This window comes from Aerococcus viridans, from assembly GCF_002083135.2.
GTDB classification, from domain to species: Bacteria; Bacillota; Bacilli; order Lactobacillales; family Aerococcaceae; genus Aerococcus; species Aerococcus viridans_C.
This window is the reverse complement of record NZ_NBTM02000001.1, coordinates 1,677,700-1,695,878: the sequence shown is the minus strand read 5'-3', so window position 1 is coordinate 1,695,878 and position 18,179 is coordinate 1,677,700. Positions and strand designations below refer to the sequence as shown.

Genomic DNA, 18,179 nt, shown 5'->3' with positions numbered 1-18,179 from the left:
TTTACTGGTCACCTTGACTCGTTGGTTCTTCAAATGCTTCTAATTGACCGTTTTCTGTCATCAATTTTGTCATTGTTTCTTCAGCGTTTTCTAAAGTTTGGCTGCAATATTTGCTTAGAATCATGCCGTCTTGAAAAGCATCCATTGATTCTTCTAATTTGATATCGCCAGATTGTAATTGATTGACGATTGCTTCTAGTTTTTCTAACGCTTCTTCAAACGATAGTTTTGAGGTATCGATAGCCATCTATGATTCTCCTTTTAATTTAGAAAATTGTTTTTTGTCTGTACCAGTAATTTGCGCGGTAATTCGGCCATCCGCCAGCTGAATAGCTAATGGATCACCAATATCCACTTTTGTAATGGTATTTACTGGTTCTTGTTTACTTGTCACATAAGCAAAACCTTTACTCATCCGTTTTAGGGGTGATAAAAGATCCAGTTGAGACATCGCTTTTTGCAATTGATATTCCTTAGACCTTACCTGGTTGCTTTGACTATTGATCAATTGCTGTTGCATGTATTGTAATTTTGTCCGGTAATTGCCTAATGTAATTGCAGGAGATGTTTGGTTTAGCCTTTGGTCTAAGTGCTGTGCGGCAACTTTTTGAGATTTCAAGTAGCTTTCCTGCGACTGAACCAGTTGTGCCTGTAAGTTCTTTAATTTTAATTGGTGGCCTTCATATAACCGCAATGGTTGGCGGAAAATATAAGCATTTTGATATTCTAGTAATTGCTGATTTAAATATTGTATACGATTAACCTGTGCTCGATATAGTTGCGCCTGCAATTCTTGAATGCGAATCAACTCTTCTGATAAAACCGGTGTAGCAATTTCCGCAGCAGCTGTTGGTGTGGCTGCTCTTTGATCGCTGGCAAAGTCAACGAGGGTTGTATCCGTTTCATGGCCGACTGAGGAAATAATAGGGATGTCCATCTTCCGGACCGCACGAACGACCTTCTCCTCGTTGAAAGGCCACAAGTCTTCAATTGATCCACCACCGCGGCCAATAATCACTGTATCATAGTCACCGTGCGCGGACACACGTTCTAAATTCTTCATCAGTTCGTCAGCAGCGTGCTTGCCTTGAACAGCAGTCGGGTACAGGGTCAATTGTACAATTGGGTACCGACGCTTAACGGTTGTAATAATATCTCTAATTACAGCACCTGACGGCGATGTAATAATTGCGATATTTTTTGGATATCTTGGAATCGGCTTAGGGTCAAAATGAAAAAGGCCTTCTTCGGTTAACTGTTTCTTTAATTGCTCATAGCGTTGGTAGAGAGCACCCACACCGTCTGGCTCAAGGTGGTCAATATACAACTGGTAACGACCAGTCGCATTAAAAACACCGATACGACCAATTGCTAAGACTTTCATCCCATCTTCTAAATCAAATTTCAGCTGGTTAAAAGCATTGGCAAACATGACCCCAGATAATACTGCATGGTCATCTTTTAAGGAAAAGTACTGATGTTTAGCGCGTTTTCTAAAGTTTGATACTTCACCTGTTACGTAGACCTGATGTAAATAAGGATCCTTTTCAAACTTAGTGGCGATATATTGCGTTAACTGGCTAACGGTTAAATAATTCTTATCAGACAATACCTGTCACTTCCTCTAATCTATCAATCATCTGTTTAAATACCATTAATTTGGTGACTGGTCCAACACCGCCTGGCACTGGTGTAATGGCATGGGTTTTCTCAGCGACATTTTCAAAATCTACGTCCCCAGTAACTTTACCATTTTCGTCATATGTAGTCCCAATATCAATCACAGTTGTACCTGGTGAAACCATATCTTCTGTTAAAAATTTCGGAATACCAACGGCAACACAAATAATATCAGCAGACCGCGTTAATTCAGCCATATTTTCCGTTTGACTGTGAGCAAGCGTTACCGTAGCCCCACGTTGTAACATCAATTCTGCTAGTGGTTTTCCAACGATTGTAGACCGGCCAATCATCACAGCGCGTTTCCCTCTAAAAGTTGTATTCACTTCGTCCATCAAGGTGATTGCTGAAAGTGGTGTATTCGGTACCCGACTTTGATTACCAGCTAATAGGTTCCCTAAATGCACTGGGTGAATGGCATCTAAATCTTTATCTGGATCAATCGCAATATTAATTTTTTGTACGTCAATTTGTTTTGGTAAAGGCATCTCAATCATTATACCTTGTACTGTTTCATCTTCATTATATTGTTGGATTACAGCCAACAATTCTTCTGTTGTTGTATTGCTTGGGCAAGAAATCAACTCGTTTGTTACGCCAATTTTGTCAGCAAATCTTGTCTTGGTTCGTGCATATGACGCACTCGCTTCATCATCACCACAAAGAATAATGACTATTTTAGGGTGAATGCCGCTATCTTTTAATTCACTTACTCTTTGTTTCAATAACTCAGTTTGAACTTTAACATATTCTTTCGAACGAATTTCTATCATAATAGCCCACCTTATCCATAATGTAATGTAACAAGTATATCGAAAGTTGAGCCATAATAACAGTCTTGTAGTGGCAATATCATTAAATTATACCTATAAACATTTAAAAAAACCGGGACTCAGGTCCCGGTCTCTTGCACTCAACACGATTATTGGTTCTATAATAAATAGTGTTGGTGAGATTCAATTGAGTCTCATCGGCACTATTTTTGTGTACGCAAAAAAAGGACATGATATCCTTATTTCAAGTAAACCTCGACGAATACTGAAAGAAGGAAAATTCATGTCCCATATAACTATTATAAAACAACTTTGCGGAATTCTCGACAATAATATTCAAATTGGTGTACCAGAGGGAATGACTCTGCTTCCAACTGAAAAGTATCAAGATGTGAATTATATAGTCGTTGAAGGCATCTTAACCTACAAGCCTAAGGCTTGTATCCAATGTGGTGTAAAGAATACAGGAAGCCATGATCTGATTAAACATGGGTTTAAGCCTACAATTATAAGATTACCTAATTCAGTTTCAAATCCGATATTGCTAAAACTAAAGAAGCAAAGATTTTATTGTAAACATTGCGCGCAAACCTTTATTGCTGAAACACCGTTAGTACAGAAATACTGCTGTATCTCAAACTCAATAAAAAGTCAGATAAGTTCAGAATTAGTTGAAACACAATCCATGCGATTAATCGCTAAACGATATCACGTGTCGTCTCCAACAGTCGCTAGGATTCTACTGAAAGCTGGTAAAGGACTATCACCAAAAGGAAACTATCTGCCTAGTAACCTTGGTATAGATGAGTTTAAATCTACTAATCGAGTAGCCAATGCGATGAGTGCTGTCCTTGTGGACACCCATAATAGAAGGTTGATTGATATTATTGTTGATCGGAAACAAGCTTCTCTAATCGATTACTTTGCTTCCTTTACTTGGGCTGCTAGAAGTAGTGTGAAAACTGTTTCTATCGATTTGTATACACCCTATCTTGAAGTAATACGTACTAGTTTTCCTAATGCTAAGATTGTAATTGATCGATTCCATATCGTGAAGTTACTAAATGAGACAATTAATTCTGTTCGTATTAAAGCTATGAATATCGTGAAAAATAGCCGACCATCTGACTACAGAAAACTTAAAAAACAATGGAAGTTGTTGCTAAAAAATGCTGAAGACTTAAATTTCACTGATACATATTATGTTCGCCAATTTGGTGAAGAAATTTCGGAACAGCGCATTGTTGATTTCCTATTGAATATTTCGCCGGATTTATTAGTAACATATACTCTAATGAATGAGCTTAAGTACGCAATTTCTACGCATAACATTGAGCTATTTGATGAAATATTGAAGAGCACAAGGAAAATAACCTTGCCTCGACGTGCGAGAAGAACTATCAGAACTTTACAGAAGTTTTTACCATATATCCATAATTCATTAACTTATACCGTCTCAAACGGACCTACCGAAGGTATTAATAATAAGATTAAATTAATTAAGCGTACTGGTTTCGGATATGCTAATTTCTTTAATTTACGCGCTAGAATACTAGTCCAATTCAAACTAAAATACAAACCTTCAAACCCAGCACCATCCACTTATGAAGCAATGGCAAGCTAAGGCCTGCCAAACTATTACTATTTTCGTAGACCTTGTTGCTACAACATAATAATCTTCTTGCCTAAGGGCAAAAAAAAGCCATACACATAATCGTGTATAGCTTTTCTCTTTGAAGCTCATTTACATATTAATAAATACTAAATAACGTATTCGCGATATTTGAAATTATTTACCAACACTATTTGTAAAAGAACCCGATTATTCAGCTGACTGTTCACTACCTAAGTCTGTTTCGCTTTCTTCAATAATATCAATGCCCACAGTTTCTACTGGTTTAACATCGGCATTGGCTTTTAATTCAGCTAAGACGTTTGATAAGATTCCATTAATAAATTTACGTGCACGGTCGTCCGAATATAATTTAGCTAATTCAATCGCTTCATTAACCGCTACTACACGAGGAACCGTCTCTTCATCGGTAAATAGTAACTCGAACACTGCCACTCGTAGAATTTGTAGATTCACTAATTCTAGTCGTTGCACTGACCAATTCCCGTGGATATGTTTATCAATCATTTGGTCAATCTCAAAGCGATTCGTTTTAACACCTTCTACTAATGTACGTAAATAAGCGGGAACAGTCACATCCTCAGTAACATCCGGTAATTTATCAAAATGATTTTTAGCTGAAAAATTCTCAATACTATCCTTCAACTTGATTGCATGATTTTCATACTCAATAAATTCTTCTTCAGTTAATTCCTCAAAATTTACCTTTTGACCCAATTTCTTGTGGTTTTGTAAGATATGATTGAAGGCACTTTCCAAAGAAAGTTGTGGATTGAACTCTTGCTCATAAGATATTAATACAGCGAGCTCTCTAATTTGTGATAACCCTAATTTCATACTTGTTCCCCTTAATACGATTTATTTGCTTGCTTTTTCCATATACAAGTTTGTCACATGAACGTTTACGACATCAATCGTAATATCTGTCATGTACTTCACTTGGTCAATTACCTGTGATTGAATATTTTGTGCAACTGCAATTACAGCAGTTCCAAAATATAATTCTACAGACAGGTCTAATACCATTTCATTTCGATTATTTTGATAAAGAATTACTCCGGCATCGCGTTGGAAAACATCTTGAATTGTCTTGTTAGCACGTTTAATCGCTCGAACACCTTTAATTTGCAAGGCAGTCGTTGCAGCAATATTTTCGATTACTTGAGGAGCAATTTCAATTGCACCGGTAGCTTGCACTTGATTATGCTTGTATGCTTCAATTTTATCAGCCATTGTCGTTCACTCCTTATCTCAAATTACGCGCGTGAAATGTACTCTCCACCGTTAGAAGTATTGATTACTAATTTGTCACCAGCGTTAACAAAGAATGGAACGTTAATAACTACACCAGTTTCCATAGTAGCAGGTTTAGAACCACCTGAAGCAGTATCACCTTTGATACCAGGTTCTGTTTCTTTAACAACTAATTCAACTGTTTTAGGTAATTCAACACCTAATACTTCAGCACCAAAAGTGATGATTTTAACTTCCATATTTTCTAACATAAATTTTAATTCGTCTTGAATTTGGTTTGCTGGAATTTCAGTTTGTTCATACGTTTCATTATCCATAAAGACGTGAGTATCGCCATCAGCGTATAAGTATTGCATGTCACGGTTTTCGATATGAGCAGTTTCTACTTTTTCACCTGCACGCCAGGTCTTATCTAATAATGCACCTGTACGTAAGTTTTTTAATTTTGAACGCACGAAAGCAGACCCTTTACCTGGTTTAACGTGTTGGAATTCTACAACACGGTATAAGTTACCATTATCTTGAATAGTTAAGCCTGTTTTAAAATCGTTTGTTGTAATCATATATACATCTCCTAAAAATTTAATCATACCAAAATTATAACACATTAAAATGCATCCTGGCTCAAAAAGTCGGATGCATTCAATCATCTACGTAAAATCACACGATAATCAAGTGACGAGGAGCATGTGTCAGAACTTTATTCCCATCTTCTGTCAAGATGATGTCATCTTCAATACGAACCCCGCCAATACCTTCCAGGTAGATGCCAGGCTCATTTGTAATAACCGTGTACTCTTTTAGTGGTTGTTTATTATGCATACTTGCATTTGGTGACTCATGAATATCTAAACCAATAGAATGTCCAAGTGAGTGGCCAAAGTCATCACCGTAACCATAGCTAGCAATAAAGTCACGTGCGATAGCATCCATTTCTTCACCAGTCATGCCAGCTTTTGCTTGCTCATTCACTAGTTGGTTCGCTTGGAAAACAATATCATAGATTTCTTTCATCTTACTTGACGGTTCACCAACTGCAATGGTTCTTGTGATGTCAGAAACGTAACCCTTATAGTAGCAACCATAGTCCATAGTCACGATATCGCCCGCTTCAATCACTTTATCAGAGGCCACACCATGTGGCATTGCAGACCGGTAGCCAGATGCAACAATTGTTTCAAAAGAAACACCGCTCGCCCCTTGGCTTCTCATAAAGAAATCTAATTCATTTGCAACTTGGATTTCAGTCATACCAACTTGTATGAAACCTAAGATATGGTCGAAAGCTGCATCAGCAATTTCACATGCACGTTGAATTATCGCAATTTCTTCTTGGTCTTTGGTTTGACGTAAAGCCTCAATCATTCCAGATGCTGGGATTAATCGAGCAGAAACGATATCTTCTAACTCATCAAATTTAGCAACTGTCATATATTCTTCTTCATAACCAAGTTGGCCTATATTTTCGTTGGCCACTACTGATTGAACGAATCTCAAGGGGCTAGTATGCGCTGCAGATCCACCAGCAATGATAATTTCATAGCCAGCACACTGTGCTTTCGCTTGTTCCCGATATCTAAAATCTGTGATGAAGTAAGCATTATTCGCGGTAATCAATGCTGTACCACTTGTTCCAGTAAAACCAGAAATATATCTTAAATTAAATGGGTCAGTGACATAGTAAGCATTAATACCTTCAGCTGCCATGCTTTCTTGCAAAGCACTTATTCTCTTTTCCAAACTTTTCACCTCATATTGACTAATCTATCTCTCTAAATAGAATCACTTTTTATAGCCCAATTAGTATAGCATATATCAGTCTTCAATGAAACTTAGCATTATTCATAGGGCTCTTTATTAATATTCTTGCTCACTTTATACCTATTACCCACAGCTACTTACTCCTGAGTTCTTTGATCATAAGGGACATTATTATATTTATATTGCCGTCCGTTTTCTACAACAAATACAGTCGTGTTAAAGACCTTATTTTTTAATTCAACTGACACATGTCCTTGGCTAAAGACCATAGTCCACTTACCATCTGTCAATGATATTATGGAGTGAGTGGCAGCCTCTACTTCTTTTACTTGATCTGAAGTTACTGAATTAACAGTTGCTTCGGTATTTTCTATATCCTCTTGATTACCCGATTCAGCGTTAGCATCCGGCTCAATCTCTGAAACACCTGGTTGATCAGGTTTATTTAAGATTTCACTGCTTTCATCTAGCAAAGGTTTTTCATCACTTTCTTCTCTAGAATAGGATGTATCTGATTCTTTACTATCTGATGGCCCTGACGGCTGATCCTTTGATCTTATTTGGCTAGATACTTCTTTCTCCTTTTCAGCGATCACTTTCTCCACCGCCAGACGAGACATGATTTGTGCTTGATAGGATATGTTAATCTCTTCATTCATTTTAACTTGGTTACTATACATATTTAAGTTAACTAAATAGATGAAGGTTAAAATCGACATATACATTAATGCGGTAAACAAGACAAAACCACTTTTCTTCATTATTATTTACCCTTCTTTACTAAAGGTAAAAGGATCTTATAATCCCTACCATCGAATAGCCTCACTTCAAACAGGAAGTTCCCATGATCTAATTCTTTTATAGTCAGCCTAGTAGCGTTTGGAATTTGTGGCTCGTACCCACCGTTTAAAGAATATCTGATCCAAAAGTTCCCATTACTATCTTTATAAAATCGGTAAATACCGACCTTATTATTTTCTTTGAGGGAAAGTGTATTTGCAGTATATCCAACCAGTTCGGTTTGCGTATGGTCTGTCAAAAATTGGTTTGAGAAGATATCAAAGTCATCGTAGGCCATTACTTCATATCGGTTATATATATTCATCTCTGTACCCATCACAGCCACAAAGGTAAATTGAATAAGGGCATAGAAAAATAGCCCGTAAATCATTTCCAATAAGGTGAACCCTGATCTTGAGTTAATCATATTTGACATAGTTAGCTTTAACTTAGTCAGCTTTAACTCTCGCCCCTTTAATTTATTCTTGGATCTTAAATTCTGTGAAATGACCCTCACGTTGATCCTCCAGTATCCCTTTATCCAGATTGATTTCTATCCCTTCATGTATGCTTGCCCCAAATTGAATAGCGTTTAATTGATGAAACTGTTCACGACTTTGACTTAAGTCCATTTCACTTCGTCTGAGGTTTTCAAGTTGCATCTGCTGGTTCATGACAAGGAGGAAGACCATAGCCCCCATTAAAGACAGGCCAATAATAGATTCGATGAACATAAACCCTCGCTTCTCCTTTTTACTATTGGAATTATGAATCAATTGGCTCTTTTTCTTCAATAACATAGCGCCCTCCAGAAAATTGATAAACTATTGCATAATCCTTCGTTGGTGTTCTTAAGGTAATCGTTTGTGGCCCAACAGTTCCTGACGTAGAAAATTCAAATCTTTTATAATGCACAAACTTAGCTTCTTTTGGAAATACAAATGTCGTATCTCCTGGTGAAGGGCGTAATAGATCAGCTCGAAATTCCACTGTATTACCTGAGAAAGTCACAAAATGAATACCTTTCCTCACAATTGTCATCTTATGCGCGTATTCAAAGTGTTGCATGACATTACGCATCATTACTTTTGATTCATAGCGGACAATTGCGTCATTTGCATATGGGACCGCAAGTATTAATGATAATGACAGCGCAAATAAAACGAGTATCATTTCTAGAAGAGTAAATCCTGATTTCCTTTTATGTTTTTTCATCAAAATCCACTCCTCTTAAAATGATGACCCTAAAAATCCCTAAGGGGTAACAGTTCCAGCTGGAATAGCATTATATTTTTCTAATTGCTCATCTGTGATATAACCCTGCTCCGCTAGTACTTCCGCCGTGACACTTGCTTCATCATGTTCTAGTAAATATAATTCCTTCTGCGTTTCAACAGTTTCGACTAAAGCAGCGTTAGTTTTAGTCTCTACATTTTTTGTTTGCTTGGACATGTTTGGTATAATTAGCAGTAACAAGGCTGCCACAATAAATAGGACCAAAACCATTTCTATAAGCGTAAAACCTTCTTTTCTACGACCCTTTTGAATGAACCTAACTAATACTTTTTTCATGATAATTCCTCCTTAAATTGTTTCTAACATCGTTAACATTGGTAACATTAAAATTAAGTAGACCATGACCACACAGATTGCGACACTCAAAAACAAAATGGATTGTGCTATCTTTATTTGTTGATCAATCGTTTGATACAGAAGTCTTAAAACCCTCTGACTATATAACCTTGTCTTAATCGCCAATTGATTTAATAATTCTCCCTGAATTACTATTGCTGGAAATTCACGGGTGAACACATCGGCAGCTGTTAAACTATCCGTAAATGACACACCTTGATAATATCTTTCGTCTAAGTACTCACCAAAAGCTTGTAAGAATGCAACTTCATTTTGTTTAATTAACGACTCAGTGATTTGCCGCACTGAATAACCTATTCTAAATAGTTGGCTAAATTCATAAGCAAAAAACTGGGTGTAATATAATCTAAATAATTTTCCAACCACTGGTAATTTGACATATAACCTTGCTCTTGATAATGGGTTAGTCCTCTTCTTCCATATTAGATAGACGATAAGTATAACTAACAGCAGAATTAAAAACCCTATCATTATCCAATGCAGCTCTTGCAAGAAAATCAATAAATAGCTCAGTAACCCCTGTCCCTCACCCACTGACATAGAAGCCAATTGTGGCAAAAGAAATATACGCAGGCCAAATAACATGCCAATCATCAACACAATTAAAGCAATTGGATAAAGCATTACCCCTTTTAGCTTTTGCATCTGTTGATCACGTTCTTGAATGTACATTGCAATCGTTTCTAGCCCTAAACCAAAATTGCCATAAGCTTCTGCCACCTGGATTTGATACGCTACGTTACCCTTAATTTTCATTTCATGTATAACTTGGTAAAAATACTGGCCAGCTGAGAAACCGGCTGCCATTTTGCCAAAGGTCACTTCCTGCTTAGGAAAAATAGTCTTTAAGAAAGCAAATATTTCAAGCATAGGAAACCCTTCTTGAAGCATTTCTGCGATATATAAAAGTACAGTCGCCTGTAATTGTGGTTTCCAAGTGCTAGTAATTTCAGTGTTCGCTAATTGTTTCCAGTTGATATTCTTCCATGCTCGACTGGGCGATGTAACCATGTTCATAAGCCTCCTTTAATAGTCGATTTAGTGATTTAAAATCATTTGGATAGCTTTGATTTAAAATGAAACTACTCAGCTGGTCGCCGTGTAGCAACTCAAATATGGCTAATTTCTCAGTCGCTTCTAAGTCTTGATCAAGGACACGAGGCACCAGCCTTTGGGCAACGACTAATAGTAAGGTCTGAACCAATTGTTCGTTTGTGATCCCTAATTCTTTCAAGCGTCCAATAACACCAAAAGTATTTTTAGCATGAATAGTGGCTAGAACCAGATGACCAGTCAGTGAAGCGCGGATCACCATTTTCGCCGTTTCTTCACTTCTGATTTCACCAATTAGAATAATATCTGGATGATGTCGCAAACTAGCCGTCAACAAACGGTCATAAGTAATATCCGCCTTTTCATTGACTTCAGTTTGTAAGAAAGTGGGTTCTTTAATTTCAATGGGCTCTTCGATGGTAATAATTTGACTGGCTTTTTCTTGATAGGCATTCCTTAGCAACTGGTATATAGTCGTTGTTTTACCTGAAGAAACTGGACCTGAAAATATAATCAAACCACTTTTGCGCTTCATATATTTGTTCATAGTGTCATAAGCTTCTTGATTCAAGTGATTGGCTTTAAAATCACTGGTCACCTTATCATGAAAGACACGAATGACTAATGATTCATGCATGAGATAATTTGAGATTGACGATAATCGCAATTCGATTTTGTCGTCTGCCAGGTCATAGACAATAGCACCGTCTTGGGGCATACGTTTCTCACCTACATCCATATTAGCCATGTATTTTAAAAGCCGTATCAGCTGGCTACCTTTCTCAAATTCAAGGGTTTCCTGCAATATCAATTGGTATCCGTCTCTCAGAAAAATATGATATTGCTGTCCCTCCGGGAGAATGTGGATATCATCGGACCGTTTTAATATCGCCATCGAAATCATCTTGTCTATCATTTCTTTCAACCTATCACCTCCATTTATTTTCAGGTCATATAATTTATACGAAGAATTTTTATAAAATCGCTTACGAAATGAAAATAATATGCAAAAAAAAGCGCATCTCAAAATTTTGCGCACTTTTGCATGATAGGCCCCCGTTTTAATTTTGAAAATTTTCTGAAATGATATACTTTAAGTTAGGCCGCTAAATTGGCACTACAAAAAGGGAGGGAACTGCAATGGATGACATCGTAAATCGTTTATATCAAATCGAAAATACGGCTAAAGATGCGGAGAATACGGTTCAAGATCAAAAAATGAGCATTAAAAGATCATTTGACGATAAGAAACGTGATTTTTTACAAGCGGCTAATGATGCTTATGCTAAAAAAATCGAAGCAACAAGAGAATCGTTTAGTTCTGAGGACTATGAAACTTCTCATAATCTTACTGCCAAATTTTCCCGTAAAATGCAACGCATTCAAGATATTCTTGACAATGAGCACGGTCTTTATGTAGACGAGTTCATGGAAAAAGTAACAAAGCTTGGAGTCGATGAAATTGGATAACTATACTGCTATAGACACAAAAATTCATGGTATGCGAAAGCATTTACTGACCAGTGAGAAAATCGAGGCTCATGGGGATATTCCTACATTAAATGAATTGTACGCATTAATCACCGAAAATCCTTCTTACAAAAAGGCAGCAGACGTTCTAAAAACTGATGTCTCTTCGCGAGAAGATATTGAGTTGATGCTTAATTACGGCAATTTCTTTGAGTTTTTAAAGATATATCGATTTGCCTCTTTGCAACAACGCGCCTTCCTTAAACGATATGCAATGTTTTTTGAAGCTTGGTTTATCAAACATACCTTACGAACGGTAGATAATCGCGGTGAAACAACCGTCATCATGAGTCCAGTAACCCATTATCTTGATGATAATCGCGGATTCAAAACGACAGATTTGATCATGGCAACTGACGTAAAAGCAGTTGTGGATGCACTTGCTGACACCATTTACGGACCTTTTTTCCAACAATATAGTAACTTATTTAGTCAAAATGACTATGACCGCTATGAATTCGAAATTGCCTTTGACCAATTTGTCATTCAACAAATTTGGCAAGGCGGTAAAAAATATCTAACTGGTGAGTCATTAACAGGTTTTAAAAAACTATTCGGCGCCCGCTTTGATATCTTAAATATTTTTACAATTTATCGTTTGAAATTCCTCTACCAATTAAATGACAACGAAGTGACTTCTGCTCTAGTGGATGCTCATTATCGCTTAAATGATGAGTATGTTGATCGATTGCTACAAGCACCTGATATTCGTAATTTTGAAATAACAGTTGCAGAGCTTGGTTATGGTGATATTTTTGAACATTTATCAACTGAGGAATCCCTTCAAAAATATGAAGAAGCATTTTTAAGATCTTTACAAAGTCATCTAGCAAATAGAGCACCAAGATCTATGTTTGCAATTATTAATTATTTAGAAGATAGTCGTCGCGCACTACTAATGTTAGAAGAATTAACCGAACGAATTACATATAAAAACATCTCACCTATAGAAAGGAGTTTAAATCAATGATAACCGAAATGCGCTTAGTCAATATTACCGGTCCTCGTGACGATATTGACCGGATGGCGGATCGTTATTTGACCCACTACCCTATTCATTTAGAAAATGCATTGAAGGAGTTGTCAGAGATTCGAACACTTCGTCCCTATACAAGTCCAAACCCTTACGAACCTTGGGAAGAACGAATTGATAACTTATTAGACTACACAAACGTTGAGCATGGTAAAGACATTCACTTGGACAAACCCATGACCTTTGATGAAGCAAAAGCTTTAGTAAACGAAGTTGAAGAAAGCTTGCAACATGAACGAGAAGCCATTGCTAGGGTGCAAGCAGCACATGATGAAGCAAATGAAAGCTTGTTAATGTTTAGACCCTTCCAATCGATTGATTTCACATTGGATAAAATTTACGAAATGAACCACATTAAATTCCGTTTCGGCCGTTTCACTCGTGACAACTACCGTAAGTTCGAAAAATATGTGGACACAATGGCGCCAGCAATCTTCGTGAAGAGTGAAGAAACTGAAAAATACGTTTATGGTGTCTACTTCACACCAGATGAAGCGCGCCAACGTGTTGATGCTCTTCTATTCTCACTAGCTTGGGAACGAATTTACCTTCCTGAAGAAACTGGTAGCTTCCGTGAAATTACCCATAAATACCAAAACCTAGTGGAAGATACTGAAAGCCAGTTAATCCAATTGAAGCGTAAAATGCGTGCTTTAGTAACGCCAGTTGCACCTAATTTATTAGCTGCTAAGAGTCGTTTAATGGATTTATCTCAAGCCTTTGGTGTTCGTAAATTTGCAGCAATTACGCGTGAGGAATTCGCGCAAAAAGAAACACGTTACTTATTAATCGGTTGGATGTCTCAATCTGATGCGCAAAAATTCAGCGATGAAGTGAAAAACGATCCGAACGTGACTATGTATATCGAAGACGAAGATGACAACAGTCATTTGAATCCACCTACAAAAATGAAGAACAATTTCCTAATCCGCCCTTTTGAGTTACTAACCAAAATGTACGGCGTTCCAAACTACCGTGAAATTGATCCAACAGCGATTGTAGGTATTTCATACTCCCTTCTTTTTGGTGCCATGTTCGGAGACGTGGGTCAGGGGTTAATTCTATTTCTTGTAGGGCTTGTCGGATTCTTCAACAAGAAATTACGCCCTATCGGTATGTTAGCGCCAATTGGATTAAGTTCAACTATCTTTGGTTTCCTTTACGGATCAATCTTTGGATTTGAAGATGCTATCCATGCATTATGGCTACATCCTATGACACACATGACAGACATCCCCTTCTTTGGAAGATTAAATACAGTATTTATTGTTGCAGTCGCCTTTGGTATGTTCATGATCCTCGCAACAATGATCGTCAACATCGTGCAACGCTTTAATGCCGGAGAAAAATGGGAAGCCATTCTTGATAAGAACGGTATTGCCGGATTCATTTTCTACTTTGTATTAGTAGCTATGTTAATCCTCTACATGTCTGGACACACAATTCCAGCAATAGGCATCTTAATCGCTATCCTAGTTTTAGCATTAATCACAATTGCCTTTAAGGAAGAAATCATTCACAAGTTGGAAAACCATAAAGAGAAAAATGGTGACAACATCGTGATTAAAGCATTAACGATCTTCTTTGAGACATTTGAAACCCTATTAACTTACTTCTCTAACTCAATTTCATTCGTCCGTGTGGGTGCATTCGCTATTTCCCATGGTGCAATGATGAGTGTGGTATTAATGTTTGCAGGTGCTGAAAATAGTGGCAACATCAACTGGTTGGTCATTATCTTAGGTAACTTGTTTGTAACTGGTTTTGAAGGATTAGTCGTGGCAATTCAAGTTTTACGTCTTGAATTTTATGAAATTTTCAGTCACTTCTATCGTGGCGACGGTATTGAATTTAAAAATATTTGGATTAAAGATTAAAGGAGAAAATAAAAATGACAACAGAATTATTAATTAAACTGACAATGGTTGCAACTTTCGTATTGGGTTTTGTTTTACCATTTGGTTACTTCTACACAGGAAAAAAAACAAAAAATCGTTACAAAAAATCATTAACTACTAACTTAATATTCGTTGTAGCTGGTATCTTAATTGCTATCGTATTAGCTTACAACCCAGAAGTTGCTTTAGCATCAACTGGTGCTGCTGCAGAAACTGCTGGTGACGCTGCTGGTTTAGCAACAGGTCTTGGTTACATTGCTGCTGCCTTATCAACTGGTTTATCATGTGTTGGTGGTGGTATCGCCGTTGCCTCTGCTGCTTCAGCTGCCCTAGGTGCTATTTCAGAAGATGGTTCAATCTTCGGTCGTTCATTAATCTTCGTTGGTCTTGCTGAAGGGGTTGCCCTTTACGGTTTGATCATCTCATTCATGATTTTAGGTCAACTATAATGAATGCTTACGTAATCTGCGATAACTTAGACACTTTGACTGGATTGCGATTAGTAGGTATTGAAGGTGAAATTGTAAAGCCTGCGGAATTTGAACCTGCCTTTAAACGTGCAGTAGCTAATAAAGGTATTGGTATTCTTTACCTTTCGCCTTCTCTAATTGAAAGCAATCAAGACCTTGTAAATGATGTTCGCTTTAACCAAGCAACACCACTTATCACTTCAGTCTTAGGTGCAAATGAATATCAAAATGCGACCAATACCATTGCAGAAACAATTCAACATGCAATTGGTATCCAATTATAGAATGGGAGTTTTAAGCAATGGATTTAGAAGATAAATTTGCTTATTTTGAAACGCAAGTCAACCAACAAGCGCAAGATATTATTGATGAACAAGTCAATCAATACCGAGCAACTTTGCAAAAAGACTATGATGAATTTGTGAAAAATACAAATCAAGAGTTTGATGCAAAATTTGTAAACGCCAAAAAAGATATGCGTAAAGAGTTAAATAAAAACATTTCTCAAAGTCAAATTCACTTACAACGTGACTTGTACTTATCAGAAGAAAAGTTGAAAAAAACGCTATTCGCTGAATTCAACGATGCGATTCAAAATTACATGCAAACAGATGAATACCGCAACCAATTAGTTGTGATGATTAATAACTTAAAAGACTATGCAGAAAAAAACCGTGAAGAGTTGGTTGTTTACATCAACCATTCAGATCAAGGTATGCTTGAAACTTTATTTGAAGAAACAAATGCAAATATTCAAATTTCAGACCGTGAGTTTTTAGGTGGCGTCCGTGGTGTCTTGAAAGACCGTCAAGTGTTGATTGATTACTCTTTCTCTACCCTATTAGCAAACGTTGAAGATAGCTTTACTATCAAGGAGGTTGATGACTAGAATGGCAAACGAAAATTTAATTTATTCAATTTCGGGTCCAATCGTTAAAATCGCTGGTCCAACCGACTTATCTATGCAAGAGATGGTCCACGTTGGTGAAGACAAATTAGTTGGGGAAGTTATTTCCATCAATGAAAAAGAAACCACTATTCAAGTATACGAAGAAACTGCGGGTATCCGTCCAGGAGAACGCGTTTACGGTACAACAATGCCGATTAAAGTACAGTTAGGCCCTGGTTTAATCAATAATATCTATGATGGTATTGAACGTCCTTTAGTTGAAATTGAAAAACAATCCGGATACATGATCAAACGTGGTGTTCAAGTAGATTCACTTGATAAATCAACCTTATGGCACGTGAAACCAGTTGTTAAAGTCGGTGATCAAGTTTCTGGTGGTGCAATTATCGCCGAAATCCCAGAATCAAATGCCGTTACCCATAAAGTATTGGTACCTCCTACAACTGTTGGTGAAGTCATAGAAGTCGTTACTGAAGGTGACTATACAATCGAGGATATCTTGGTTAAAGTACGCCGCTTCAATGGTGACATTGATGAAATCAAAGCTTATCAAGAATGGCCAATCCGTCAAGCACGTCCTGTTGCTTCTCGATTCGAGTCAACTACTCCACTTGTAACTGGTCAACGGATTATTGACTCAGTCTTTCCTATCGCTAAAGGTGGTACTGCTGCGATTCCTGGTGGTTTCGGTACTGGGAAAACGACTATGCAACATCAGATTGCCAAATATGCTGATGCTGATGTGATTGTCTACATTGGTTGTGGTGAACGTGGGAACGAAATGACCGAAGTACTTGAAGACTTCTCAAAATTGATTGACCCTCGTTCAAATGCGCCTTTGATGGAACGTACAGTTTTAATTGCCAACACTTCTAACATGCCGGTAGCAGCCCGTGAAGCCTCTATTTATACAGGTTTAACAATCGCTGAATACTACCGTGATATGGGTTATGACGTAGCGATCATGGCCGATTCAACTTCTCGTTGGGCCGAAGCTTTACGTGAGTTATCTGGTCGTCTTGAAGAAATGCCCGCTGAAGAAGGTTTCCCTGCATACTTAGCTAGTCGTATTGCTACCTTCTATGAACGTGCTGGTTACATGCGTAACTTAAACCAATCAGAAGGTTCAGTATCGATTATCGGTGCTGTATCTCCTCAAGGTGGGGACTTCTCAGAGCCAGTTACCCAAAACACTAAACGTTTCGTACGTTGTTTCTGGGGGCTAGATTCAGAACTTGCACATAAACGTCACTATCCTGCAATTAACTGGATGAATTCTTATAGTCAATATGTGGATGATTTAGGTGCTTGGTATACTGCCAACATTTCTGAAAAATTCCTAGCTAACCGTGCTGAAATGATGGCTCTTTTACATGAAGAAGATCAATTAATGGAAGTTGTAAAACTAATTGGTTCTGATGTCTTACCGGATCATCAAAAATTAGTCTTACAAACTGCGCGTGTTTTCCGTGAGGGTTTCTTACAACAAAATACCTTCCATAAAATCGACTCTGCGGTTCCTATGGCTAAACAAGAAAAAATGATGGAAGTTATTTTATACTTACATCACCGGGCTAAATCATTGATTCAATGGGGTATGCCAATGTCTTATCTAAACAAATCAAGTATTTTCACGGATGTCATCAATATGAAATATACTACTTCAAACGATAATATAGCTGATTTTGATCACTACTTTGAAGATATTGATGCCTTCTATGAAAAAGCAATGCAAGAGAACGGTTAAGGGG

General features: G+C 37.4%; 22 protein-coding genes. 8 read left to right on the top strand and 14 right to left on the bottom strand.

What is annotated here, in order from left to right; genetic code table 11:
- Nucleotide 1: 1 nt before the first annotated feature.
- Genes A6J77_RS07925 through A6J77_RS07915 form a run of 3 tightly spaced genes read right to left on the bottom strand, consistent with a single transcriptional unit; the run spans nt 2 to nt 2,453 of the window.
- A complete protein-coding gene (locus A6J77_RS07925) occupies nt 2-247 on the bottom strand; it encodes an exodeoxyribonuclease VII small subunit (RefSeq protein WP_069285491.1) in 246 nt (81 codons plus the stop codon).
- On the bottom strand, nt 248-1,609 hold the full coding sequence (gene xseA, locus A6J77_RS07920; RefSeq protein WP_083069729.1) for an exodeoxyribonuclease VII large subunit: 1,362 nt from the start codon (nt 1,607-1,609) through the stop codon (nt 248-250).
- Complete coding sequence (locus tag A6J77_RS07915; RefSeq protein WP_083069728.1) at nt 1,602-2,453, bottom strand: bifunctional 5,10-methylenetetrahydrofolate dehydrogenase/5,10-methenyltetrahydrofolate cyclohydrolase; 852 nt, start codon at nt 2,451-2,453, stop codon at nt 1,602-1,604. The genes xseA and A6J77_RS07915 overlap by 8 nt, the downstream gene beginning before the upstream one ends.
- Nucleotides 2,454-2,736: 283 nt before the next feature.
- On the opposite strand from A6J77_RS07915, the gene A6J77_RS07910 reads away from it, so the two are divergent.
- A complete protein-coding gene (locus A6J77_RS07910) occupies nt 2,737-4,077 on the top strand; it encodes an ISL3 family transposase (protein WP_083069727.1) in 1,341 nt (446 codons plus the stop codon).
- Between the two features lie 198 nt (nt 4,078-4,275).
- Here the strand turns inward: A6J77_RS07910 and nusB are convergent, their stop codons facing one another.
- From nusB to comGA, 11 genes are all read right to left on the bottom strand, one after another.
- Nucleotides 4,276-4,923: a transcription antitermination factor NusB gene (gene nusB, locus A6J77_RS07905; RefSeq protein ID WP_083069726.1), complete on the bottom strand. Its 648-nt coding sequence runs from the start codon at nt 4,921-4,923 to the stop codon at nt 4,276-4,278.
- A gap of 21 nt (nt 4,924-4,944) precedes the next feature.
- A complete protein-coding gene (locus tag A6J77_RS07900) occupies nt 4,945-5,319 on the bottom strand; it encodes an Asp23/Gls24 family envelope stress response protein (protein ID WP_083069725.1) in 375 nt (124 codons plus the stop codon).
- Nucleotides 5,320-5,342: 23 nt separating this feature from the next.
- On the bottom strand, nt 5,343-5,903 hold the full coding sequence (efp, locus tag A6J77_RS07895) for an elongation factor P (protein ID WP_083070283.1): 561 nt from the start codon (nt 5,901-5,903) through the stop codon (nt 5,343-5,345).
- 97 nt (nt 5,904-6,000) lie between these two features.
- Entirely contained in the window at nt 6,001-7,080 is a 1,080-nt protein-coding gene (locus A6J77_RS07890; RefSeq protein WP_102950030.1) for a M24 family metallopeptidase, read from the bottom strand.
- A gap of 158 nt (nt 7,081-7,238) precedes the next feature.
- Complete coding sequence (locus tag A6J77_RS07885; protein ID WP_083069723.1) at nt 7,239-7,862, bottom strand: hypothetical protein; 624 nt, start codon at nt 7,860-7,862, stop codon at nt 7,239-7,241.
- A 2-nt stretch (nt 7,863-7,864) separates the two neighbouring features.
- The gene (locus A6J77_RS07880) at nt 7,865-8,272 is read right to left on the bottom strand and encodes a hypothetical protein (protein WP_227645198.1); all 408 of its coding nucleotides are present in this window, start codon (nt 8,270-8,272) and stop codon (nt 7,865-7,867) included.
- A gap of 88 nt (nt 8,273-8,360) precedes the next feature.
- The gene (locus A6J77_RS07875) at nt 8,361-8,615 is read right to left on the bottom strand and encodes a hypothetical protein (protein WP_227645157.1); all 255 of its coding nucleotides are present in this window, start codon (nt 8,613-8,615) and stop codon (nt 8,361-8,363) included.
- A 31-nt stretch (nt 8,616-8,646) separates the two neighbouring features.
- On the bottom strand, nt 8,647-9,096 hold the full coding sequence (locus A6J77_RS07870) for a prepilin-type N-terminal cleavage/methylation domain-containing protein (protein ID WP_083069719.1): 450 nt from the start codon (nt 9,094-9,096) through the stop codon (nt 8,647-8,649).
- Between the two features lie 39 nt (nt 9,097-9,135).
- On the bottom strand, nt 9,136-9,453 hold the full coding sequence (comGC, locus tag A6J77_RS07865; protein WP_083069717.1) for a competence type IV pilus major pilin ComGC: 318 nt from the start codon (nt 9,451-9,453) through the stop codon (nt 9,136-9,138).
- A gap of 12 nt (nt 9,454-9,465) precedes the next feature.
- Nucleotides 9,466-10,545: a competence type IV pilus assembly protein ComGB gene (gene comGB / locus A6J77_RS07860; RefSeq protein WP_083069715.1), complete on the bottom strand. Its 1,080-nt coding sequence runs from the start codon at nt 10,543-10,545 to the stop codon at nt 9,466-9,468.
- Complete coding sequence (gene comGA / locus A6J77_RS07855; protein WP_227645197.1) at nt 10,484-11,503, bottom strand: competence type IV pilus ATPase ComGA; 1,020 nt, start codon at nt 11,501-11,503, stop codon at nt 10,484-10,486. The genes comGB and comGA overlap by 62 nt, the downstream gene beginning before the upstream one ends.
- Before the next feature lie 224 nt (nt 11,504-11,727).
- Here comGA and A6J77_RS07850 point away from each other — a divergent pair, with 224 nt between their 5' ends.
- From A6J77_RS07850 to A6J77_RS07820, 7 genes are read left to right on the top strand one after another with little or no spacing between them, the layout of a single operon-like run.
- On the top strand, nt 11,728-12,057 hold the full coding sequence (locus A6J77_RS07850; protein ID WP_026466164.1) for a hypothetical protein: 330 nt from the start codon (nt 11,728-11,730) through the stop codon (nt 12,055-12,057).
- Complete coding sequence (locus A6J77_RS07845) at nt 12,044-13,087, top strand: V0D/AC39 family V-type ATPase subunit (protein ID WP_083069706.1); 1,044 nt, start codon at nt 12,044-12,046, stop codon at nt 13,085-13,087. Before A6J77_RS07850 ends, A6J77_RS07845 begins: the two co-directional genes overlap by 14 nt.
- Complete coding sequence (locus tag A6J77_RS07840) at nt 13,084-15,027, top strand: V-type ATP synthase subunit I (protein ID WP_083069704.1); 1,944 nt, start codon at nt 13,084-13,086, stop codon at nt 15,025-15,027. Before A6J77_RS07845 ends, A6J77_RS07840 begins: the two co-directional genes overlap by 4 nt.
- Nucleotides 15,028-15,041: 14 nt before the next feature.
- Nucleotides 15,042-15,497 (top strand): ATP synthase subunit C, encoded by a 456-nt coding sequence (locus A6J77_RS07835; RefSeq protein WP_083069702.1) that lies wholly within the window; start codon nt 15,042-15,044, stop codon nt 15,495-15,497.
- Nucleotides 15,497-15,802 carry a V-type ATP synthase subunit F gene (locus A6J77_RS07830; protein ID WP_048729658.1) on the top strand — a complete coding sequence of 102 codons (306 nt, stop codon included), beginning with the start codon at nt 15,497-15,499 and terminating at the stop codon, nt 15,800-15,802. The genes A6J77_RS07835 and A6J77_RS07830 overlap by 1 nt, the downstream gene beginning before the upstream one ends.
- Before the next feature lie 17 nt (nt 15,803-15,819).
- Nucleotides 15,820-16,407, top strand: coding sequence for a V-type ATP synthase subunit E (locus A6J77_RS07825; protein ID WP_083069694.1), 588 nt, complete (start codon nt 15,820-15,822; stop codon nt 16,405-16,407).
- Nucleotide 16,408: 1 nt separating this feature from the next.
- Nucleotides 16,409-18,175, top strand: coding sequence for a V-type ATP synthase subunit A (locus tag A6J77_RS07820; RefSeq protein ID WP_083069692.1), 1,767 nt, complete (start codon nt 16,409-16,411; stop codon nt 18,173-18,175).
- Nucleotides 18,176-18,179 lie beyond the last annotated feature (4 nt).